19 protein-coding genes are annotated in these 20,516 nt (G+C 59.4%); 6 read left to right on the top strand and 13 right to left on the bottom strand.

Annotated elements, in window-relative coordinates:
- Positions 1–169: 169 nt before the first annotated feature.
- The 6 genes from ABKS89_RS07145 to ABKS89_RS07120 all read right to left on the bottom strand — a co-directional run bounded on the left by ABKS89_RS07145 (position 170) and on the right by ABKS89_RS07120 (position 8,201).
- Positions 170–2,104 (bottom strand): hypothetical protein, encoded by a 1,935-nt coding sequence (locus ABKS89_RS07145; RefSeq protein ID WP_348587902.1) that lies wholly within the window; start codon positions 2,102–2,104, stop codon positions 170–172.
- Positions 2,104–3,969, bottom strand: a complete 1,866-nt coding sequence (locus tag ABKS89_RS07140) for a site-specific integrase (protein WP_348587903.1) — start codon at positions 3,967–3,969, stop codon at positions 2,104–2,106. The genes ABKS89_RS07145 and ABKS89_RS07140 overlap by 1 nt, the downstream gene beginning before the upstream one ends.
- Positions 3,944–5,344 carry a tyrosine-type recombinase/integrase gene (locus tag ABKS89_RS07135; protein ID WP_348587904.1) on the bottom strand — a complete coding sequence of 467 codons (1,401 nt, stop codon included), beginning with the start codon at positions 5,342–5,344 and terminating at the stop codon, positions 3,944–3,946. The genes ABKS89_RS07140 and ABKS89_RS07135 overlap by 26 nt, the downstream gene beginning before the upstream one ends.
- A 44-nt stretch (positions 5,345–5,388) precedes the next feature.
- The gene (gene gloA, locus ABKS89_RS07130; protein ID WP_348587905.1) at positions 5,389–5,760 is read right to left on the bottom strand and encodes a lactoylglutathione lyase; all 372 of its coding nucleotides are present in this window, start codon (positions 5,758–5,760) and stop codon (positions 5,389–5,391) included.
- Positions 5,761–5,855: 95 nt separating this feature from the next.
- Entirely contained in the window at positions 5,856–7,073 is a 1,218-nt protein-coding gene (locus tag ABKS89_RS07125) for an argininosuccinate synthase (RefSeq protein ID WP_348587906.1), read from the bottom strand.
- Positions 7,074–7,205: 132 nt separating this feature from the next.
- Positions 7,206–8,201: a flagellar protein MotY gene (locus ABKS89_RS07120; RefSeq protein ID WP_348587907.1), complete on the bottom strand. Its 996-nt coding sequence runs from the start codon at positions 8,199–8,201 to the stop codon at positions 7,206–7,208.
- A gap of 138 nt (positions 8,202–8,339) precedes the next feature.
- Between ABKS89_RS07120 and pyrC the strand changes: the two genes are divergently transcribed.
- A complete protein-coding gene (gene pyrC / locus ABKS89_RS07115) occupies positions 8,340–9,386 on the top strand; it encodes a dihydroorotase (protein WP_138212518.1) in 1,047 nt (348 codons plus the stop codon).
- A complete protein-coding gene (gene rnt / locus ABKS89_RS07110) occupies positions 9,383–10,063 on the top strand; it encodes a ribonuclease T (RefSeq protein WP_037011317.1) in 681 nt (226 codons plus the stop codon). Before pyrC ends, rnt begins: the two co-directional genes overlap by 4 nt.
- A 60-nt stretch (positions 10,064–10,123) precedes the next feature.
- Here rnt and ABKS89_RS07105 read toward each other — a convergent pair whose 3' ends face one another.
- Positions 10,124–10,726: a peroxiredoxin gene (locus ABKS89_RS07105; protein WP_138212517.1), complete on the bottom strand. Its 603-nt coding sequence runs from the start codon at positions 10,724–10,726 to the stop codon at positions 10,124–10,126.
- Positions 10,727–10,994: 268 nt separating this feature from the next.
- Here ABKS89_RS07105 and ABKS89_RS07100 point away from each other — a divergent pair, with 268 nt between their 5' ends.
- Positions 10,995–11,210 (top strand): bacterioferritin-associated ferredoxin, encoded by a 216-nt coding sequence (locus ABKS89_RS07100; protein ID WP_348587908.1) that lies wholly within the window; start codon positions 10,995–10,997, stop codon positions 11,208–11,210.
- Between the two features lie 220 nt (positions 11,211–11,430).
- A complete protein-coding gene (gene bfrB, locus ABKS89_RS07095; protein WP_017521012.1) occupies positions 11,431–11,907 on the top strand; it encodes a bacterioferritin BfrB in 477 nt (158 codons plus the stop codon).
- A gap of 47 nt (positions 11,908–11,954) precedes the next feature.
- Here bfrB and ABKS89_RS07090 read toward each other — a convergent pair whose 3' ends face one another.
- From ABKS89_RS07090 to ABKS89_RS07080, 3 genes are all read right to left on the bottom strand, one after another.
- Positions 11,955–13,118 carry an MFS transporter gene (locus ABKS89_RS07090; RefSeq protein ID WP_192289625.1) on the bottom strand — a complete coding sequence of 388 codons (1,164 nt, stop codon included), beginning with the start codon at positions 13,116–13,118 and terminating at the stop codon, positions 11,955–11,957.
- Positions 13,119–13,182: 64 nt separating this feature from the next.
- Positions 13,183–13,509, bottom strand: coding sequence for a Grx4 family monothiol glutaredoxin (grxD, locus tag ABKS89_RS07085; RefSeq protein WP_017521010.1), 327 nt, complete (start codon positions 13,507–13,509; stop codon positions 13,183–13,185).
- Positions 13,510–13,641: 132 nt separating this feature from the next.
- Complete coding sequence (locus ABKS89_RS07080) at positions 13,642–15,735, bottom strand: molybdopterin oxidoreductase family protein (protein ID WP_138212515.1); 2,094 nt, start codon at positions 15,733–15,735, stop codon at positions 13,642–13,644.
- A gap of 315 nt (positions 15,736–16,050) precedes the next feature.
- On the opposite strand from ABKS89_RS07080, the gene argF reads away from it, so the two are divergent.
- Both argF and ABKS89_RS07070 read left to right on the top strand, forming a co-directional pair.
- Positions 16,051–16,968 carry an ornithine carbamoyltransferase gene (gene argF / locus ABKS89_RS07075; RefSeq protein WP_081517705.1) on the top strand — a complete coding sequence of 306 codons (918 nt, stop codon included), beginning with the start codon at positions 16,051–16,053 and terminating at the stop codon, positions 16,966–16,968.
- A gap of 17 nt (positions 16,969–16,985) precedes the next feature.
- Positions 16,986–18,047 (top strand): ABC transporter ATP-binding protein, encoded by a 1,062-nt coding sequence (locus ABKS89_RS07070; RefSeq protein ID WP_138212513.1) that lies wholly within the window; start codon positions 16,986–16,988, stop codon positions 18,045–18,047.
- Here ABKS89_RS07070 and ABKS89_RS07065 read toward each other — a convergent pair.
- From ABKS89_RS07065 to ybaK, 3 genes are all read right to left on the bottom strand, one after another.
- Positions 18,044–19,000 carry an electron transfer flavoprotein subunit alpha/FixB family protein gene (locus ABKS89_RS07065; RefSeq protein ID WP_348587909.1) on the bottom strand — a complete coding sequence of 319 codons (957 nt, stop codon included), beginning with the start codon at positions 18,998–19,000 and terminating at the stop codon, positions 18,044–18,046. The genes ABKS89_RS07070 and ABKS89_RS07065 overlap by 4 nt on opposite strands.
- A gap of 95 nt (positions 19,001–19,095) precedes the next feature.
- Positions 19,096–19,881, bottom strand: a complete 786-nt coding sequence (locus ABKS89_RS07060; protein WP_348587910.1) for a PhzF family protein — start codon at positions 19,879–19,881, stop codon at positions 19,096–19,098.
- A 93-nt stretch (positions 19,882–19,974) separates the two neighbouring features.
- Positions 19,975–20,445, bottom strand: coding sequence for a Cys-tRNA(Pro) deacylase (gene ybaK / locus ABKS89_RS07055; RefSeq protein ID WP_138212510.1), 471 nt, complete (start codon positions 20,443–20,445; stop codon positions 19,975–19,977).
- Positions 20,446–20,516 lie beyond the last annotated feature (71 nt).

Below are 20,516 nucleotides of genomic sequence, written 5' to 3'. Positions count from 1 at the left end.
GCCTCGATCAAATCAAAAAATTGAACTCGAGACTTCTTAATGCTACCCCTACCTCTCCCCGCCTCTAAAGCGACAGTATCCTTGGATATCTTGCTTCCTCGATCCAGTCTTAATGGAGTATTATTAACAAGCCGCTCGAGCGCCTGATAATATTCATTCAAGGCATCCATTACCGACCTCCTTTCTTTTTCAAAATTCTATCCCGAGCATACATGTAATCCATAAGGACCGCATGCTCGTTATTCCACATAATGCTAGCTGAATCCAGATTATCCACCCTCTTTTGCTGTGCTGAAATTAACAGTTCAAGCTTACTAAGCTTCAGCACAGACTTATCACACGCGCTCACACAATGACTAAAAACCCCAAAGGAGCGATGCGGGCAATCACCAACCTTTGTGCAACTCCCCACCGGGGTATCAGTATTATTTAAAATTCCTTTTTTAACCTGCTTGGTAATTTCCACAACACTGACACTAGTGACTTCTACTCCATCTGGCTTTTTATACCAGGTTCCCGCAGCACCAAAAATAGGTTCCGACGAATTAAGAACATTTCTCATGAAGGCTAAAGCCTGGGATTCTGGCAACGAATTAAAGTAAATCTCAGAAAAATGCTCAGAATATGGCTCGAGAACATTTTTTGCGAAAAAACTTCCAGATGCATAGTAACGCGTCATTTCCTCTGTAATATGCTGAAGCTGACGTTTCAGTGAAGGCAGAGTAACTAAGCCGGATCGTGTAGCATACAAGGCTAAAGACCTTCTCAATTGATGAACAGTCAAACGCCACGGATTACCGACCCTGAAATCGCTTTCAAGATCCCATACTCTAAACGGATCAATATTATTCAGCTCTTCAAGATCCGCCACTTCAATATTAGATATTAAACGCCTTTGAAGCTCTTTAAAATGACACAGATCGAGTCTAGGCACTCCTAATTCAGCGCCCTCTTTAGTCCTGAATCTTTTACTAAACAATCCCGGACTGAGAAATAGCGGAGAATTTGGCCTAGGATCAACGCCGTATACTAACTTATGGATCAGACCTGAAATTTCTCTAACTAAGCAAACTGCTCTATACGCTTCTTCGGAGACAACCCATCTGGCAGAGATTTTCTTTCCATTTGTAAACTTCGTCGTATACCCATTAATCATATAGTGTTTAACTCCGAATCTCGAAACCGGAGCTAAACAGTCACGCTCTAAAAACTCCACCTCGCCATCTCGCATACCGGAAAAAGTGTGAATGACCAGCTTGCACGATGCGAACAATTCTAAAATTGCGCGATTCAGTCCATTTAAGGTGAGCGAGAAGTTTCGGCCACTAAAATGGGCATGAAGATCACAGGACTCCAGCAAACAGACAAATGCACCCTCATTACGACACGCTTGCGGAAGTCTCCGGTAATTAAAGCACGCAGCAGTGAGCCCTAATAGAGATGGCAACAACTTCTCGTTATATTGCAGATCAGCAGTCAAGTTAGCAATAAATGTCGAGTAGATTCTCGTTGGCAGAGGCGGGTGTTGCTTAGATGGTTGATTGTTTCGGTACGCAGTTTGGCGGGCCTTAACCTTCTCCAACAAGGACCGCCCAACTACCTCGAACTGAATTTCGCTAAATGAAAATTGTTGAAAGGTAGAAATTAACTGACCTAGACTTCGCAATTGATTGGGGCTATGTCGCTCAACAAACTCCAAACACACCTCATCAATAGACATAACATGAATAAGATTCAAATTCTTTTCACGAGCAAAACGGCACATCAAGACGATCAAATCGAAAAAATGTTTCACAGTAGTTATAGAAATCGGAATTCCGCCCCTCAAATAAATTAAATAACATATCCACTTTTTAAACTCTTCAATTATCAGACACTCCTGCTCAGTGGGAAATCTCTTACGCAAACACCAGTTGTTAAACAAAAAATTTGATGGTTTGCCATTGGAGCTATATGCGGAGAAGTCCCAAACAAGATCAGAAAAGTAAGATCGCGGTTGCCCATCAGGCCCCCAAGAGACGATCATATCTCCGGAGAACTCAGGCACCGTTTGCAAAGCGCAAACACGCAGTGGACCGCCCTGAAGATTTGGTATAGTTTTCATCACAAGTACCCTACTTGCACTAATGATTCAATTCTATCCGACCAGTAAGCATCCAGTTCATAGTCATCATAAACACTAACCCTGACCTTATTAACCAGGTCATGCATTTCAGGCGAAAGCCCCGCTATATAATTTACTATTTCTTCAATCCTACTAATAACAGGAAGGTATATTTCATTTTGAAACTGATCACTTGGATTTGAATAAGAAATTCTCTGCACAAAGTAATGACAACTCATAAGTTTTCTGAGACCAGTTTCGTTTGCATGGACTCGAAAATATGTGCAAAACAAGCATCCAACCTCAGACTTACAGTCTGGAATAACTGGAATATTGGTAATTTGCAGGGGACTACCAGGATTTTCACATTTGGCCAAGGCAATATCCTTGAGACCACTACCTATTAAAACTACAACTTTTGAGAGTGCTTCAAAGAAGTTCTTGAATTGCCGCTTTTGATCGCCCTCGCTGCCTTCCACATAGTGAGCACGCACGGTGGATGGAGTGTTCTGCAAGGAATCAGCGGTAGTAAATATGCTATTCCTCTGAATAACAGAGTCAGATTTAGCAGATCGCCATTGCCGAGTTTTCAACAACGTGAAGTTTGAATCAATTTTTCGCAAAAACTTTTCAAATCTATTCTGTATCCCTGAGTCCAGGCAATAAGCGCCTCGCCTATTGTTCAAATGGAAAAATAGAGTAGAAAATTCCTTGCCCTGCAATAGCAAAGATCTAAATTCCAAGAACTCTTTAAATACAGCAAAAAAAGCTAACGTCGTACGAAATTTTATGACTATCCCACCGGCACGCCACTTTACAACCCTAAAACCCTGATCAGCCTTTTCAACATCAAACCCTTTAGCCCAAGGCAATGAGATAACCTGCCCCAAATTCATTCCTGTATTTGCTTGGAATATACTCATAAATGCAGTAATGGCGTGGTTGGCCAACTCCACCCTTCGAAAATGAAAAGGATCTGCATTCGACTCCAACAATGTTCTTTCTGCCAGCTTCCTGCAACTATAGGCTGTATCACTATTTTTATAGATATCAGTTAAAGCGGCGGCCGACCGAATATAACCACTTTCAAAATTATACGCCCGCGCCGATTTATCTTGCTTTTTCCGATCAAAATTAAATGGCGACACAAACTTAACAATACAAGGGAATACCCAAACACTTCCACCAAGATAAGCAGGCAACTCAAACTTAAATGGGTAGCGCAAATTTTTCATAAAAAAACCTGAAAAACAAAGATACACAGCCTCACACATTGCATATGACTTCGCTTGTAGCTCTTCTTCAGGTGCCTCAGTCACTCCACCAATAGAGCTATTGTGGTAAATCTTAGAGACTCCCTGCCCAACCAACTCGTCTGAAAAAATTAACGACGTATGCCCAATCGCAGCATTCTGTAGGAATGAGTACCTATTGGTAGCTTTTGGATCTAGACGGTACTCAATGAGCAACTCAGCACAAAAATCTTGAACTGCCCTTCGCCTAGCAATAGTATCTAGCAAACTTGGAAGGCTGCCCTTAGACTCGCACCACTCAAAGAAATACTTGTAATTTCTCCAATACCCGTAAACTGTATCTACGGATCTTCCGGCTTGATGCCTTTGTGAAAAAAGAAACTTGATAACTAAATCAACGACCCTAGTCCTGACCGGACACAATGAATCTAAATCAACTCTCTTGATACCCGAACGACTATTAGCGCTCCTATCTCTAACCGAATAGCAGTAAGACCCCATATCGATGCGATTCTTACCAAACGTCAACAAAACTGCCGAGGGGTTAACGGAAGTGTAGGAACCCTTATCATTTAAAGAGATGTTCTCAGTCTGCCGGGTAATCATAGTCATTTTTAAATTCCCGGCTCAAAAAAGAGCGAAGACGTCCCTCCCAGTTCTCTTGCGCAAGCATCGATATTTTATTAAGCTCGTTAAAACTCGTATAACTATCAAGAGCTTTATGTGATGCATGCCCTAATCTGAACCTCAGATACTCACGTATTTGAGAGGGTTGCAACTCCCTCCGTTCAGAAAGACTGTTGAACAAATTCATTGCGAAAGTCGCCCGGAGATCATGAAATGTATAACTGAAGCCCTTCCCATGAGAGGCCAATATCGGGCGAATTCGATCTTGGATAAACTGCCTAACCGCCGCACCTTCACCATGATATCTTGCCAAATCATAGCCAGGATCTTGTAGGGACTTAAAGTATGGCCCCCCTCGATTTGTCAGAAATAAATATTCCTTACCTTTAAATCTTTCACCTTCGCTCTTATAAAGTCGATCTTTGTATCTTTCACTGGAAATATAGATCCTGAGCCGCTCAACCAAGAACCAATCCATAACCAAAGTATAGCTGACCCCATATTTCGTATCGATACCGGTTCCAGGGCCAACAGGTAGATAGGCGCAATTATTTAGACCCTTACTACAATTAACAATATCTTCTTGGCGAAGTGTTAGAACAGTTTGAATACGTGCCCCCGTGGACAGCGCCACCAAATGAGCTAAAAGCATCTCGGCATTCTGCAGAGAGTAGAGCGATTTAATTAATGTATCGAGTTCCTCATCCGACAGAGGACGAAGCCTTCCCCCGTCGGTTACGATCGTTATGTCTGCTACATTGGGAATTTTAAAGGCTATGTCAGTTGATTCTACTAAACGACGAGCTGGTTTACGCCCATCGTTATCGACGCTAATTAGAATCCTCTTAGCCTTCCAAGGAGAATTCTCTGGAACAAACAAGCCTTCTTGTGCTAGCCACTTATAGAACTGAATAACAGCTGAAAGTTTCCGCCTAGCAGTTTTTATTGATATCTGACCGGCCTCAACCTCAAGCCTTAAATGTCCCCGATAGCTATATGTGACACGTCGATTTTGCTCTGATGGGAAATGTCGAAAATCTAACCCCTCAGCATCCAAATATCGCCGATACAAAGCTAAGTCTTTCGCCAAACCTACGCAGGTTTTGACCTTACAATTGTTTTGAAATTTATATATCAGGAAAAGACAGGCTTCCTGCCAAATTGCGCCGTCGGCTGTTCTGACCAACGGGAAGCTGACCGCCGGCGTGGCTGAGTCGGTGGGTGAGACGCGATAGGTGGCTAGGGGAGTGCTGACGACTGTCCCCTCCATACCGCACAAGGGCTGGGTCTCTGTCAGGCGGAAGCTTTTAACGAGAACGGATTGCGCGCGAGGGAGAGGCATGACCAGGATCCCTGCCAAGGAGGCTCCTGTCCATATCTAGACGACTTTAGAAGGGTGTCAAATCAGTGAATACTTTGGGGTACGTCCGGGTCTTCGACGAAGGCCAGGATGCTGGTGCCATGCTTCATCGGGCCCGGCTCGCGGGTGATCTTGCCGCCACGGGAGCGAATGTCGTCGCAAGCCTTGTAGACGTCGGCCACTTCCAGGGCGATATGGCCATAGCCGGTACCCAGCTCGTACTGGTCCACGCCCCAGTTGTAGGTCAGCTCGATGACGCTGTTGTCGTCTTCGTTGCCGTAGCCCACGAAAGCCAGGGTGAACTGGCCGTCCGGATAATCCTTGCGACGCAGCAGGGTCATGCCCAGGACTTCGGTGTAGAAGGCGATGGATTTGTCCATGTCGCCGACGCGCAGCATGGTGTGCAGCAGTCTCATCGGTTCTTTCCTCATCAGGTGCCCGGTTGGCGGGCTTATAAACACAAACCCCGGCTCGTGGCCGGGGTCTGCTTGTCACGGGAGACGCAAGCTTATCAGAACAGCTTGCGGCCCTTGTTCGCGGCGATACGCATGCGCAGCGCGTTGAGCTTGATGAAGCCAGCGGCATCGGCCTGGTTGTAGGCGCCGCCGTCTTCCTCGAAGGTCGCGATGTTGGCATCGAACAGCGAGTCGTCGGACTTGCGGCCGGTGACGATGACGTTGCCCTTGTACAGCTTCAGGCGCACGACGCCGTTCACGTGCTCCTGGGAGGCATCGATCATCTGCTGGAGCATCTCGCGCTCCGGGCTCCACCAGTAGCCGGTGTAGATCAGCTTGGCGTAGCGCGGCATCAGCTCGTCTTTGAGGTGAGCGACTTCGCGGTCCAGGGTGATCGACTCGATGGCACGGTGCGCCTTGAGCATGATGGTGCCGCCAGGGGTTTCGTAGCAGCCACGGGACTTCATGCCGACGTAACGGTTCTCGACGATGTCCAGACGGCCGATACCGTTGGCGCCGCCGATGCGGTTCAGCTCGGTCAGTACCTGGGCCGGAGACATGTCCTTGCCGTCGATGGCAACGATGTCGCCCTTGCGGTAGGTCAGCTCGATGTAGGTCGCGGCGTCAGGGGCCTTCTCCGGGGAGACGGTCCACTTCCACATGTCGTCTTCGTGCTCGGTCCAGGTGTCTTCCAGCACGCCGCCTTCATAGGAGATGTGCAGCAGGTTGGCATCCATGGAGTACGGCGATTTCTTCTTGCCGTGGCGCTCGATCGGGATGTTGTGGGCTTCGGCGTAGTCCATCAGCTTCTCGCGGGACAGCAGGTCCCACTCACGCCAGGGAGCGATCACCTTCACGCCCGGCTTGAGCGCGTAGGCGCCCAGCTCGAAACGCACCTGGTCGTTGCCCTTGCCGGTAGCGCCGTGGGAGATGGCGTCAGCGCCGGTGGCGTTGGCGATCTCGATCAGGCGCTTGGCGATCAGCGGACGGGCGATGGAGGTACCCAGCAGGTACTCGCCTTCGTAGACGGTGTTGGCACGGAACATCGGGAAGACGAAGTCGCGGACGAACTCTTCTCGCAGGTCCTCGATGAAGACTTCTTTCACGCCCATCTGCTTGGCCTTGGCGCGGGCCGGTTCGACCTCTTCGCCCTGACCCAGGTCGGCGGTGAAGGTCACCACTTCGCAGTTATAGGTATCCTGCAGCCACTTCAGAATTACCGAGGTATCCAGGCCACCGGAATACGCCAGGACTACCTTCTTCACGTCCGCCATGCCACTCAACTCCACGGGGGTTGTCACGAAAGGGACCGATTCTACTGTCCGCTCGGAATAATTTACAGAGGGGCGACAGCTTTTGACGACAAAGCGACAAATACTATCGTCGGTGCGACCCGACGCCGCAGCTCAGCCCTTGGGTGCTGAAGGCGGCGTTGCAGGCGGGTTGGAGGCGTTGGCGGCAGGCGCTGAGGCGCCCTGAGTCGGCGCGCTGGCGGGGCTGGGAGCCGGTACGGCAGGGGCTGGCGGGGCTTCGGCGGGAGCCTGTTCGACGACCGCCTCGCGGGACAGGTTCACCGTAACCCGGCGATTCTGCGCACGGTTGGCGGCGGAATTGTTCTTCACCAGCGGGTAACGCTCGCCGTAGAAACGCACGGTGATCTGCGATTCCGCCACGCCATTGGCCTTCAGGTACTCCATCACCGCGATGGCGCGGCGACGCGAGGCCTCGCGGTTGGCCAGGCGGTTGCCACTGTTGTCGGAATGGCCGTCCAGCTCGATGCGGTTCACCGTCGGGTCGGCCTTCATGTACTGCAGGATGATGTCCAGCTTGGCGCGGCCCAGCGGGTCGACCTCGGTGCCGCCGTCCGGGAAGCCTACCTGGCTCTGACGCACCTGGTCGAAATTGACCGGGAGCATCTTCGTCGAACAGTCCTGGAACTTCACGTATCCGTCGGCGAAACGCGTCGGCATCAGCCGTACCAGCAGATTCTCGCCGGTACGCGTGCGGTGGCGCACCTCCGGAGCGCGCCCCTCCAGCAGGCCGCCGAGCAGGCGCCCGGCCTGCTGCTGGGTACTGTTGAAGGGAACATCGCCCGAGCCCACCCGCACCGCCCCCAGGTTCAGGTCGCCCTGCCCCGGGCGCCATGGCGGCGCGGCTGCCAGCAGGGTTGCCGAGCCGCTGCCCAGCCAGCCCGTCTGCGGTTTGAGACGGAAGGTCGGCAACTCGCCGGCGCGCCAGACGAACTCGCCCAGGCCGAATCCGGTCACGCTCTGCGACAGCCGGCACTCGAACTGATCCCCCTCCACCGTCCATTGCGCACTTTCCATGCGCGTCTGGAAGGTCAGCCCCCAGGCCGGGAGGCTGGCACAGAGAGCGAGCAGGAGAAGGGAGGGCTGGCGCACGGTGGCTTCCATACAGATAAAGAGGCGTCCCAGATTCTATCGGTCGGCCTCGGCAAAACTTGATAGCGAGTGCCGGCGGCGGCCTTTTCCGGTAGCATTTCACCCTCTTCCCGCTGCAACCGCACCCCTGGAATCCGCATGTCCGACCGCCTGACACTCCTGCGCCCCGACGACTGGCACATCCACCTGCGCGACGGCGCCGCACTCGCGCAAACCGTCGGCGACGCCGCCCGCACCTTCGGCCGCGCCATCATCATGCCGAACCTGGTCCCACCGGTACGCAACGCCGCCGAAGCCGACGCCTACCGCCAGCGCATCCTGGCCGCCCGTCCCGCCGGCAGCCGCTTCGAGCCGCTGATGGTGCTGTACCTCACCGACCGCACCAGCGCCGAGGAAGTCCGTGCCGCCAAGGCCTCCGGCTTCGTGCACGCCGCCAAGCTGTACCCGGCCGGCGCCACCACCAACTCCGATTCCGGCGTCACCAGCGTCGACAACATCTTCCACGTGCTCGAAGCCATGGCCGAAGTCGGCCTGCCGCTGCTGGTGCACGGCGAGGTGACCCGCGCCGAGGTCGACGTGTTCGACCGCGAGAAGCGCTTCATCGACGAGCACCTGACCCGCGTGGTCGAGCGTTTCCCGACCCTCAAGGTGGTCTTCGAGCACATCACCACCGGCGATGCCGCCGCCTTCGTCAAGGCCGCCCCGGCCAACGTCGGCGCCACCATCACCGCGCACCACCTGCTGTACAACCGCAACCACATGCTGGTTGGCGGCATCCGCCCGCACTTCTATTGCCTGCCGATCCTCAAGCGCAACACCCACCAGGAAGCCCTGCTGGATGCCGCCACCAGCGGCAGTCCGAAGTTCTTCCTCGGCACCGACTCGGCTCCCCACGCACGCCACGCCAAGGAAGCCGCCTGCGGTTGCGCCGGCTGCTACACCGCCTACGCCGCCATCGAGCTGTACGCCGAAGCCTTCGAGCAGCGCAAGGCGCTGGACAAGCTGGAAGGCTTCGCCAGCCTCCACGGCCCGGATTTCTACGGTCTGCCGCGCAACAGCGACCGCATCACCCTGGTCCGCGAAGAATGGGAAGCCCCCGCCTCGCTGCCGTTCGGCGACTTCGACGTGGTCCCGCTGCGCGCGGGTGAAAAACTGCGCTGGCGCCTGCTGGAGACCGAGGCATGAGTGACGAGAACGAAATCTTCGAAGAAGAACTCGACGGTTCCTTCCCGCCCGGCCCGCGCCACCCGATGGCGCGCCGCTTCCGTGGCTACCTGCCGGTCGTGGTGGACGTCGAGACCGGCGGTTTCAACGCCGGCACCGACGCCCTGCTGGAAATCGCTGCCGTCACCATCGGCATGGACGAGAGCGGCTACCTGTTCCCCGAGCACACCTACTTCTTCCGTGTGGAGCCCTTCGAAGGCGCCAACATCGAGCAGGCCGCGCTGGAGTTCACCGGCATCAAGCTGGACCACCCGCTGCGCATGGCCGTGCCGGAAGAACAGGCGCTGACTGAAATCTTCCGTGGCATCCGCAAATCGCTGAAGTCCAACGGCTGCAAGCGGGCGATCCTGGTCGGCCACAACAGCAGCTTCGACCTGGGCTTCCTCAATGCCGCGGTGAACCGCAGCGGCGTGAAACGCAATCCGTTCCACCCGTTCTCCAGCTTCGACACTGCTACCCTCGCCGGCCTCGCCTACGGCCAGACCGTCCTGGCCAAGGCCTGCCAGACCGCCGGCATCGAGTTCGACAACCGCGAGGCCCACTCGGCGCGCTACGACACCGAAAAGACGGCCGAGCTGTTCTGCGGCATCGTCAACCGCTGGAAGGAATTCGGCGGCTGGATGGAAGACGATCACTGATCGCGCCGTCCTGAATAAAAAAGCCCCGCAATTGCGGGGCTTTTTTATTCACCAGCAGCTTTACAGCTTGCCGGCATTCTCGGCCAGGTAGGCGGCAACGCCTTCGGGCGAGGCAGTCATGCCCTTGTCGCCCTTCTTCCAGTTGGCCGGGCAGACTTCGCCGTGCTCCTCGGTGAACTGCAGGGCGTCGACCAGGCGCAGCAGCTCGTCCATGTTACGGCCCAGCGGCAGGTCGTTGACGATCTGCGAACGCACCACTCCGTTCTGGTCGATCAGGAAGGCGCCACGGAAAGCCACGCCGCCTTCAGACTCGACGTCATAGGCCTTGCAGATCTCGTGGGTAATGTCGGCGGCCAGGGTGTACTTGACCGGGCCGATGCCGCCCTTGTCCACCGGGGTGTTGCGCCAGGCGTTGTGGGTGAAGTGGGAGTCGATGGAGACGCCGATCACTTCGACGTTGCGCGCCTGGAAGTCAGGGATGCGGTGGTCCAGGGCGATCAGCTCGGACGGGCACACGAAGGTGAAGTCCAGCGGGTAGAAGAACACCAGGCCGTACTTGCCCTTGATGGCTTCGGACAGCACGAAGCTGTCGACGATCTCGCCAGTACCCAGCACGGCGGCCACGTTGAAATCGGGAGCTTTCTTACCTACGAGTACGCTCATTCCTTGTCTCCGGAAATGGTGAGGCGCTTGGGAGCGAAAAGCCCGCTGACCGGTCGAAACTGCCGGGCTTGAGGGGCTGCCGCTCCAGAGGGGCAGCCATCATACACCTGGCGCGCAATGCCTTCATCCATGCGGCTTTCACCGCTAACTCACTGACGCCGCGACCATTTATCGGAGACCGTCGAAAGCGTCCCCGGTAAATTTTGACAATCATTCTCATTATTATTAGTATCGCCTCCAACAACCCCACAGCGACTGTAGTGCAACCATGTACGTCTGCCTCTGCAACGGTGTTACCGATACCCAGATCCGCGATGCGATCTACGACGGCGCCTGCAACTATCGCGAAGTGCGCGAGTGCACCGGCGTCGGCACTCAGTGTGGCAAGTGCGCCTGCCTGGCCAAACAGGTAGTTCGCGATACCCTCGGCGAACTGCAAAGCGCCCAGGCGATGAACTACAACCTGGCCTACGCGGCGAGCTGAGAAAAAATACCGCTGATCAGTTCAGCAGAAATTCCGAAGAAACCGGGCCTTGGCCCGGTTTTTTTATGCCCGCAATTCAGTGGTTTAGCGCCAAGTTGCGGAATGAAAACATTCGCATTCATATTCCTTTTTATAGCAAATTCAAGGACTTATGTTTGACAGATGGTTATAAGGGCGCGAGAATTTCAATCTCTCCCACTCCACACGGCAGGACCCCGGCATGAAAGGCGACAAGAAAGTCATCCAGCATCTGAACAAGATCCTCGGCAACGAGCTGATCGCCATCAACCAGTACTTCCTGCACTCGCGCATGTGGAACGACTGGGGCCTGAAGCGCCTCGGCGCGCACGAGTACCACGAGTCCATCGATGAGATGAAGCACGCCGACAAGCTCATCGAACGCATCCTGTTCCTCGAAGGCCTGCCCAACCTGCAGGACCTGGGCAAGCTGCTGATCGGCGAGAACACCCAGGAAATGCTGCAGTGCGACCTGAACCTGGAACTCAAGGCCTGCAAGGACCTGCGCGACGCCATCGTGCATTGCGAAAGCGTGCATGACTACGTCAGCCGCGACCTGCTCAAGGACATCCTCGAGTCCGAGGAAGAGCACATCGACTACCTGGAAACCCAGCTGGGCCTGATCCAGAAAGTCGGTCTGGAGAACTACCTGCAGTCGCACATGCACGAAGACGACTGATCGAAAAAAGGCACCGGCGCAGTTGTGGACGCCGGTGCCCTTCCCTTCTAGACGTTCGCCTTCGGCGGACGGCGCACCAGTGACGCCTTCAGCACCAGCCCCGCGCACAGCCCCACCACCACCAGCAACGACAGGCGCAAGCCCACGTGCTCGGCGAGGAAGCCGATCAGCGGCGGGCCCATCAGCAAGCCGCCATAGCCGAACGACGCCACCGCCGCCACGCCGCGCGAAGGCTCGACGCCCGGCCGGTTGCCCGCCGCGCCGATCAGGATCGGCACCACCACCGACAGTCCCGCGCCCACCAGGGCGAATCCGGCAATCGCGCCGGCAACCCACGGGCTGAACAGCGCCAGGAACATGCCCGCGATGGCCAGCAGTGCGAGGTTGCGCACCAACGCCTCGTCGGCGAAGCGCACGCGCAGGCGATCACCGAACAGCCGGCCCAGTACCATGGTCGCGGAGAATGCCGCGAAGCCCAGCGCTGCCAGGCGTTCGGACGCGCCCAGCACCTGGTGCAGCAGCAAGGCGCCCCAGTCGGCGACCGCTCCTTCGGAAACGAACGCGCAGAGCGTCAGCAGACCCAGGCCGATCAGAGCCGGTGGCGGCAGGCGCCAGCCACGTTGGGCTGGCGCCTCCTCCTCCATAGGTTCCGGACGCCCCTCGAACAGATGGCGGGCGAAGAACGGCAGGATCGCCACGGCGACCAGTGCCAGCAGGCTGAAGTGCCAGATCGGCGCGAGGTCGGCGAAGGCCGCCGCGCCGACAGCACCGACCAGGCCGCCCAGGCTGTACATGCCATGCAAACTGGAGATGCACGGGCGGCCGAGACGCCGCTCGACTTCCACCGCCTGGGTGTTCATCGCCACATCCATGGTCGCGAAGGTCAGGCCGACGGCGAGGAAGCCCGCCGCCAGCACCCAGACATCCTGCGCCAGCCCGAGCAAGGGGAAGGTCGCCATCAGCGCCAACCCGGAAATCACCGTGATCGCCCGGCTGCCGTAGCGGCGCACCAGCGCGCCGGCGAAGGCGAACGCCAGCAGCGCGCCGAAGCCCGCGCCCAACAGGGCCTGGCCCAGTTGCTGCTCGTCCACCCCGGTCATGCTCTTGAGGGCCGGCACCCGCCCCATCACGCTGCCATGGACCATCCCGCCCATGGCGAAGCAGTATCCGCACGCCCAGCGCGCGGCGTTGGCCCGCGTCTGTTCAGTCATCTTTTATTTCTTCCCAAAAACAAAGCCCCGCCAAGGCGGGGCTTTGTGCGACAGCACGAAAGACTCAGGCGTTGGCCTTGCTCACGGCGTCCTTGATCAGCGGTTGCAGCTCACCCTTCTCGAACATCTCGGCCAGGATGTCACTGCCGCCGACCAGCTCACCACCGACCCACAGTTGCGGGAAGGTCGGCCAGTTGGCGTACTTGGGCAGGTTGGCGCGGATTTCCGGGTTCTGCAGAATGTCGACATAGGCGAATTTTTCGCCGCAAGCCATCAGCACCTGCGCGGCGCGGGACGAGAAACCGCACTGGGGAGCGTTCGGCGAACCCTTCATGTACAGCAGAACAGGGTTGCTGGAGATCTGCTCTTTGATGGTATCGATGATATCCATGAACTTCCTCGGCTTAACAATCAGACACTGACCCGGCAGTCGCCTCTCGGGGCACAGGCCGGCACGGTACCGCGCATTGTACTGCAAAGCCGAGTGCAACGCTCGGCTTTGCAGGTGACGTGCGTCAGCTTGTCAGGCCGCCTCGACCTCCACCGGCACGCCGTTGAGCGCGGTGTTGCCGGAGAGCGCATCCAGATGGCGCTCGTCGGTCAGGTCGTTGGCGCTGGCGCCGCCCTGCTCGCGGGCGATGGACAGCTGCACGCCCGGCCGACCGTGCCCCCAACCGTGGGGCAGACTGACCACACCGGCCATGACTTCATCGCTGGCAGCCACCTCGATCTCGATGCTGCCAACCCGCGAGCGCACCCGCACCTTCTGCCCGTCCACCAGCCCGCGCGTGGCCAGGTCCTGCGGGTGCATGAGCAACTGGTGGCGCGGTTTGCCCTTCACCAGGCGGTGGTAGTTGTGCATCCACGAGTTGTTGCTGCGTACGTGACGGCGGCCGATCAGCAGCAGTTGGTCAATGGCATGGGACTGACTGTCGGCGAAGCGGCGCAGGTCGCCCAGGAAGATCTCCGGGGCCGCCTCGATGCTGCGGCTGGCGGTCTTCAGGCGCGGCGCCAGGTTCGGTTGCAGCGGGCCCAGGTCCAGCCCGTGCGGGTGCTCGCGCAGCCGCGCCAGGTTGAGCTTGTGCTCGCTGGCATCGCCGTAGGGGCCGAAGCGCAGGCCCATTTCGATCATCTGCTCCGGCGCCATGGTCGGCTTCAGCTCGCTGCCCTGGCGCGCGGCATAGGCCTTGGCCAGACCGACGAAGATTTCCCAGTCGTGCAGAGCGCCTTCGGGCTTGGGCAGGATCGCCTCGTTGAAGCGGGTGACGTTGCGCACCGCGAAGACGTTGAAGGTGGTGTCGTAGTGATCGTGCTCCAGCGGCGCGGTGGGCGGCAGGATCAGGTCGGCGTAGCGGGTGGTCTCGTTGATGTACAGATCAACGCTGAGCATGAACTCCAGGCCATCCAGCGCCTGTTCCAGACGGCGGCCATTGGGTGTGGACAACACCGGGTTGCCGGCCACCGTCACCAGCGCGCGCACCTGCCCTTCCCCTTCGGTGAGCATCTCCTCGGCCAGCGCCGCCACCGGCAGCTCGCCGCCGTATTCCGGCAGGCCGGATACACGGCTCTGCCAGCGATTGAACGCGCCGCCCGCCGTGGTCGCCACCAGGTCCACCGCCGGCGTGGTGCACAGGGTGCCGCCGACGCGGTCGAGGTTGCCGGTGACCAGGTTGATCAGCTGCACCAGCCACTGGCACAGGCTGCCGAAGACTTGCGTCGAAACCCCCATGCGCCCGTAGCAGACGGCCTTGTCGGCGGCGGCGAAAGCCCGCGCCAGCTGGCGGATGTCGTCGGCCGGAACACCGCAGCGGGCGGCCATGACTTCAACCTTGAATGGCGCCAACGCTTCGCGTACCGCCTCCAGGCCGTTCACCGGCAGGGCGGTTACGCGGGTCAGTCCCTCGCTGAGCAGCGTGTCGAGAATGCCCAGCAGCAGCGCCGCATCTTCGCCGGGGCGGACGAACAAGTGCTGGTCCGCCAGTGCCGCCGTCTCGGTGCGGCGCGGGTCGACCACCACCAGCTTGCCGCCACGCGCCTTCAGCGCCTTCAGGCGTTTCTCCACGTCCGGCACGGTCATGATGCTGCCGTTGGAGGCCAGCGGGTTGCCGCCCAGGATCAGCATGAAGTCGGTGTGATCGATGTCGGGAATCGGAATCAGCAGGCCATGGCCGAACATCTGCTGGCTGACCAGGTGATGCGGCAACTGGTCCACCGAGGTCGCCGAGTAACGGTTGCGGGTCTTCAGCTGGCCAAGGAAGTAGTTGCTGTGGGTCATCAGCCCGTAGTTGTGCACGCTGGGGTTGCCCTGGTACACGGCCACGGCGTCGTTGCCATGGCGTTCACGAATCTCTGCAAGGCGCGTGGCGACCAGCTCGAAGGCCTCGTCCCAGCCGATCGGCTGCCACTCGTTGCCGACGCGGCGCACGGGCTGGCGCAGGCGGTCCGGGTCGTTCTGGATGTCCTGCAGCGCCACCGCCTTGGGGCAGACGTGGCCGCGGCTGAAGCTGTCCAGGGCATCGCCCTTGATCGAGAGGATGCGCTCGTCCTCGGTCTCGATGGTCAGGCCGCAGATGGCCTCGCACAGGTGGCACGCACGGTGGTGGAGGGTCTTGCTCATGGCTCGCCTCGTTATTGTTGTCGCCAGCGCCTCATGGGGCCGGTCGCGGGGTCGAAAGCACTATGAATCCTGGCCTGGCGAAGCACCACCAGCTTCCGTCGGGTGAATCGCGGGGCATCAGGAACGACCATGTTGAAGCCCCGCCCGACGGGCCCTCCGGGGGAAACTTGCGTAGATCCGTCATTTCCTTATAGGATCGCGCCTTCCCCCATTTTCCGCTCCATGCGGTCCCGCCGCAGGTTCAGCCCGTTTTTTCTCACGAAAGCCGGTCGGTACCTCGGCCTGATTTCTGAGAATAAGTAGTAGGTACGAACCATGAGCGCACGTCACTTCCTCTCGATGCTGGATTACACGACCGAAGAACTGCTCGGTCTGATCCGCCGCGCCACCGAGCTGAAGGACCTGCGAGACCGAGGCGTGCTCTACGAACCGCTGAAGAACCGCGTGCTGGGCATGATCTTCGAGAAAGCCTCGACCCGTACGCGGATTTCCTTCGAAGCCGGCATGATCCAGCTCGGCGGCCAGGCCATCTTCCTCTCCCCGCGCGACACCCAGCTGGGCCGCGGTGAGCCGATTGCCGACGCCGCTCGGGTGATGTCGCGGATGGTCGATGCGGTGATGATCCGCACCTTCGCCCACAGCAACCTGATCGAGTTCGCCGAGAACTCCCGTGTGCCGGTGATCAATGGCCTGTCGGACGACCTGCACCCGTGCCAGCTGCTGGCCGACATGCAGACCTTCTTCGAGCACCGCGGCAGCATCGCCGGCAAGACCGCAGCCTGGATCGGCGACGGCAACAACATGTGCAACAGCTACATCGAGGCGGCGATCCGCTTCGACTTCCAGCTGAATGTCGCCTGCCCGGAAGGCTACGAGCCGAACGCCGCGCTGATGGAACTGGCCGGCGATCGCGTGAAGATCTTCCGCGACCCGCGCGAGGCGGTGGCCGGCGCACACCTGGTGAGCACCGACGTCTGGGCCTCCATGGGCCAGGAAGACGAAGCGGCCGCACGCCTGCGCCTGTTCCAGCCATATCAGGTAACACGTGCGCTGCTCGACGGCGCGGCGGCGGATGTACTATTCATGCACTGCCTGCCGGCCCACCGAGGCGAAGAGATCAGCGAAGACCTGCTGGACGACGCGCGCTCCGTGGCCTGGGACCAGGCGGAAAACCGTCTCCACGCCCAGAAGGCGCTGCTCGAACTGCTGGTCGAGCACGCCCACTACGCCTGATCCCTGCTTAGAGCCCGATGACCCAAACGCTGCTGCTCAACCTCGAAGATCTTTCCTGTGGCTATGAACAGCAGCGTGTGGTGCAAGGCGTCAGCCTGCACCTGAACGCCGGCGACATCGGCTGCCTGCTCGGCCCCTCGGGCTGCGGCAAGACCACCACCCTGCGCGCCATCGCCGGTTTCGAGCCGGTGCAGAACGGCCGCATCGAACTGGCCGGCGAAGTGATTTCCCGACCCGGCTTCACCCTGTCGCCGGAGAAGCGCCGGATCGGCATGGTGTTCCAGGACTACGCGCTGTTCCCGCACCTGTCGGTGGCGGACAACATCGCCTTCGGCATCCGCAAGCACCCCGAGCGCGAGCGCATCGTCGGCGAATTGCTGGAACTGGTGAAACTCGACGGCCTCGGCCAGCGCTTCCCCCATGAACTCTCCGGCGGCCAGCAACAACGCGTGGCCCTTGCCCGCGCGCTGGCGCCACAGCCGCAACTGCTGCTGCTCGACGAACCCTTTTCCAACCTCGACGTGGAACTGCGCCGGCAGCTCAGCCATGAGGTCCGTGACATCCTCAAGGCGCGCGGCACCAGCGCCATCCTGGTCACCCATGACCAGGAAGAAGCCTTCGCCGTCAGCGACCACGTCGGCGTGTTCCGCCATGGCGTGCTGGAGCAGTGGGACACCCCGTTCAACCTCTACCACGAACCGCAGACACCCTTCGTCGCCAGCTTCGTCGGCCAGGGCTATTTCATTCGCGGACAGATGTGCGGGAGCGATGCGGTGCAGACCGAACTGGGCCTGTTGCGCGGCAACCGTGCCTATAGCCTGCCGGACGGCAGCGCGGTGGATGTGCTGCTGCGTCCGGACGACCTGGTGCCGGCCGCCGATGGCGCGCTGAAGGCGCGGATTGTCGGCAAGTCGTTCCTCGGCGCGGCGACGCTCTATCGCCTGCAACTACCCACCGGCACCCAGCTGGAATCACTCTTCCCCAGCCACTCCGACCATCAACCGGGCGACGAAGTGGCCATCGGCGTAGCCGCCGAGCACCTGGTGCTGTTCCCGGCGCAGGGCAGCGTGGCGCTCTAGCCGAGCGCGCTGTCCAACTCGAGCATCAACGCCGGCAGCAACTCGAACAGGTCGCCCTGCAGACCGTAATCAGCGATCTCGAAGATCGGTGCATCGGGGTCGAGGTTGATCGCGGCGATGACCTTGGCGTCCTTCATGCCCGCCACGTGCTGCACCGCACCGGATATCCCTACTGCCAGGTAAAGATCCGGCGCGACGATGCGCCCGGACTGACCGATCTGCAGCTCTGCCGGTGCGAAGCCCGCGTCCACCGCCGCCAGCGAAGCGCCGACGGCGCCGTGCAGGCGATCCGCCAGGGGATAGAGCGCCGCGAAACCTTCCTCGGTCTGCAGGCCGCGTCCGCCAGCGACTATCACCCGCGCCGACTCCAGTGCCGGGCGCTCGAAGTCCGGACGCTCCTCACCCTGCCAGGATGCCAACGCGAGGTCGCCAGCCCCGTTGCGTCTTTCCAGCTCGGCGTTGCCGCCTTCCGCAGATACCGGGTCGAAGGCCGTTGGCCGGATACCCAGCACCTTCACCGGACCTTCGCAGCGCACTGTAGCGATGGCATTGCCGGCGTAGATCGGGCGCTGGAAGGTCTCGTCGTCGATCACCGCGATGACATCGGAAACTGCATCGACGTCCAGCAGCGCGGCAATACGCGGCAGGCAATCGCGGCCCATGGCGGTGGCAGGCGCGAGAACATGGCTGTAGCAGGGAGCGAGCTGCACGACCAGTGCGGAAAGGTTTTCCGCCAGCAGGTGGTCGTAGGCGGGATCGTCCACCAGCACGACGCGCGCGACGCCATCGATGCCGCAAGCCTGCTCCGCCAGTTGGCCCAGACCGCTGCCGGCCAGCAACAGATGCACGTCACCGCCGATCTGCCGGGCGGCCGCCAGCGTGTTCAGGGTCGCCGGGGCGAGAACGGCGGAGCCGGTGTGGGTGTGGTAGTCAGCGATGACCAGAGTTGCCATGGGAGTGCCTGCGAAGCTGCGAACCGCGCCAGAGGGGCGCGGCTTTCAGTGAAGGCCAGCCTACGCCGGGAAGGCGAAATCCCCCCGGTCACAGATCAAACAACCAGCAGACGACCGCTGGCCACCAGGCGCGCATAACCGGCGATGCTCACGCGGTCGTCCTCCAGGCGGCACCACAGTTCGCCGCCGCGCTCGGAGCACTGGAAAGCGCGCATCTGCAGCTTGTTCAGGCGGCCCGACCAGTAGGGGATCAGGCTGCAGTGGGCGGCGCCGGTCACCGGGTCTTCGTTGAGGCCGATGGCCGGGGCGAAGAAGCGCGAGACGAAGTCGTAGTCCTCACTGCGCGCGGTGACGATCACGCCCAGGTACGGCAGGCGCGCCAGGGCGGCGAAGTCGGGCTTGCAGTCGCGCACGGCCTGCTCGGATTCCAGCAACGCCAGCAGGTGCGAGGCGTTGCTCAGTGCGTCCACCACGTCCACGCCCAGTGCGCTGGCCAGTTCCACGGTGGCGCCGGTTTCGCTCGGCGGCTGCGCCGGGAAGTTCAGCGCCAGGCGGCCGTCCTCGCGGGTCACGCGCAGCGGGCCGGACAGCGAATTGAGTTCCAGCACCTCGCCCGGCTCCTCGAACACCTCGAACAGCACATGGGCGCTGGCCAGGGTAGCGTGGCCGCACAGGGGTACTTCGGCGGTCGGGGTGAACCAGCGGATGCGCCAGCCCTCGGGCTCCTTCACCAGGAAGGCGGTCTCCGAGAGATTGTGCTCGGCGGCGATCTTCTGCATCAGCTCGTCGTTCAGCCAAGCATCGAGGCGATAGACCATGGCCGGGTTGCCGGCGAAGGGACGGTCGGTGAAGGCGTCCACCTGATGGAAGTCGAGCAGCATGGCGATCTCCTTGTAAGTGATGGCCGAGCATGACAGAAGCCGGCGGGCGGCGAACCGTACAGTGGGGACCACACAGTCCCCGGGGTTGAGCGATCAGGGGCGGCCGATCGGCGCAAACTTCGCCGAGGTCAGCCCGGCCAGGGTCTCGGCGCTCAGCTCCACTTCCAGGCCGCGCCGGCCGGCGCTGACATGGATGGTCGGGAAGCCCTGTGCAGATTCGTCGATGAAGGTGCGCAGGCGCTTCTTCTGCCCCAGCGGGCTGATGCCACCCACCAGGTAACCGGTGGCGCGCTGCGCGGCATTGGGGTCGGCCATGTCGGCTTTCTTCACGCCCGCCGCGTGGGCCAGCGCCTTGAGGTCCAGGGTGCCCACCACCGGCACCACCGCCACCAGCAACTCGCCTTTCTCGCTTGCCGCCAGCAGCGTCTTGAAGACCCGCGCCGGGTCGAGGTTGAGCTTCTCGGCGGCCTCCAGGCCGTAGGACGGCGCCTTGGGGTCGTGCTCGTAGCTCAGCACGTGGTGTTCGGCGCGGTTCTTCTTCAGCAGGTCGATGGCGGGGGTCATGATCGGCGGGCTTCTCGCAGGCGGCTTTCCAGCGCATAACAGTAAGCCAAGGTGTGGCGCACTGCACGGTG

Origin of the sequence: Pseudomonas sp. LABIM340 (assembly GCF_040017195.2) — a bacterium.
In the GTDB taxonomy this organism is placed as follows: Bacteria; Pseudomonadota; Gammaproteobacteria; order Pseudomonadales; family Pseudomonadaceae; genus Pseudomonas.
The sequence above is the reverse complement of the archived record's forward strand: the minus strand, read 5'-3'. Positions and strand labels throughout refer to the sequence as shown.

What these genes read in the sequence shown, in the direction of transcription:
- ABKS89_RS07145 (WP_348587902.1), bottom strand. Translation starts at nt 2,104, where the DNA reads ATGAAAACTATACCAAATCTTCAGGGCGGTCCACTGCGTGTTTGCGCT.
- ybaK (WP_138212510.1), bottom strand. Translation starts at nt 20,445, where the DNA reads ATGACCCCCGCCATCGACCTGCTGAAGAAGAACCGCGCCGAACACCAC.
- grxD (WP_017521010.1), bottom strand. Translation starts at nt 13,509, where the DNA reads ATGGATATCATCGATACCATCAAAGAGCAGATCTCCAGCAACCCTGTT.
- ABKS89_RS07080 (WP_138212515.1), bottom strand. Translation starts at nt 15,735, where the DNA reads ATGAGCAAGACCCTCCACCACCGTGCGTGCCACCTGTGCGAGGCCATC.
- ABKS89_RS07060 (WP_348587910.1), bottom strand. Translation starts at nt 19,881, where the DNA reads ATGCTGCTCGACTTCCATCAGGTGGACGCCTTCACCGACCGTCCCTTC.
- pyrC (WP_138212518.1), top strand. Translation starts at nt 8,340, where the DNA reads ATGTCCGACCGCCTGACACTCCTGCGCCCCGACGACTGGCACATCCAC.
- ABKS89_RS07125 (WP_348587906.1), bottom strand. Translation starts at nt 7,073, where the DNA reads ATGGCGGACGTGAAGAAGGTAGTCCTGGCGTATTCCGGTGGCCTGGAT.
- ABKS89_RS07065 (WP_348587909.1), bottom strand. Translation starts at nt 19,000, where the DNA reads ATGGCAACTCTGGTCATCGCTGACTACCACACCCACACCGGCTCCGCC.
- ABKS89_RS07105 (WP_138212517.1), bottom strand. Translation starts at nt 10,726, where the DNA reads ATGAGCGTACTCGTAGGTAAGAAAGCTCCCGATTTCAACGTGGCCGCC.
- ABKS89_RS07140 (WP_348587903.1), bottom strand. Translation starts at nt 3,969, where the DNA reads ATGACTATGATTACCCGGCAGACTGAGAACATCTCTTTAAATGATAAG.
- ABKS89_RS07100 (WP_348587908.1), top strand. Translation starts at nt 10,995, where the DNA reads ATGTACGTCTGCCTCTGCAACGGTGTTACCGATACCCAGATCCGCGAT.
- gloA (WP_348587905.1), bottom strand. Translation starts at nt 5,760, where the DNA reads ATGAGACTGCTGCACACCATGCTGCGCGTCGGCGACATGGACAAATCC.
- bfrB (WP_017521012.1), top strand. Translation starts at nt 11,431, where the DNA reads ATGAAAGGCGACAAGAAAGTCATCCAGCATCTGAACAAGATCCTCGGC.
- ABKS89_RS07070 (WP_138212513.1), top strand. Translation starts at nt 16,986, where the DNA reads ATGACCCAAACGCTGCTGCTCAACCTCGAAGATCTTTCCTGTGGCTAT.
- rnt (WP_037011317.1), top strand. Translation starts at nt 9,383, where the DNA reads ATGAGTGACGAGAACGAAATCTTCGAAGAAGAACTCGACGGTTCCTTC.
- ABKS89_RS07090 (WP_192289625.1), bottom strand. Translation starts at nt 13,118, where the DNA reads ATGACTGAACAGACGCGGGCCAACGCCGCGCGCTGGGCGTGCGGATAC.
- argF (WP_081517705.1), top strand. Translation starts at nt 16,051, where the DNA reads ATGAGCGCACGTCACTTCCTCTCGATGCTGGATTACACGACCGAAGAA.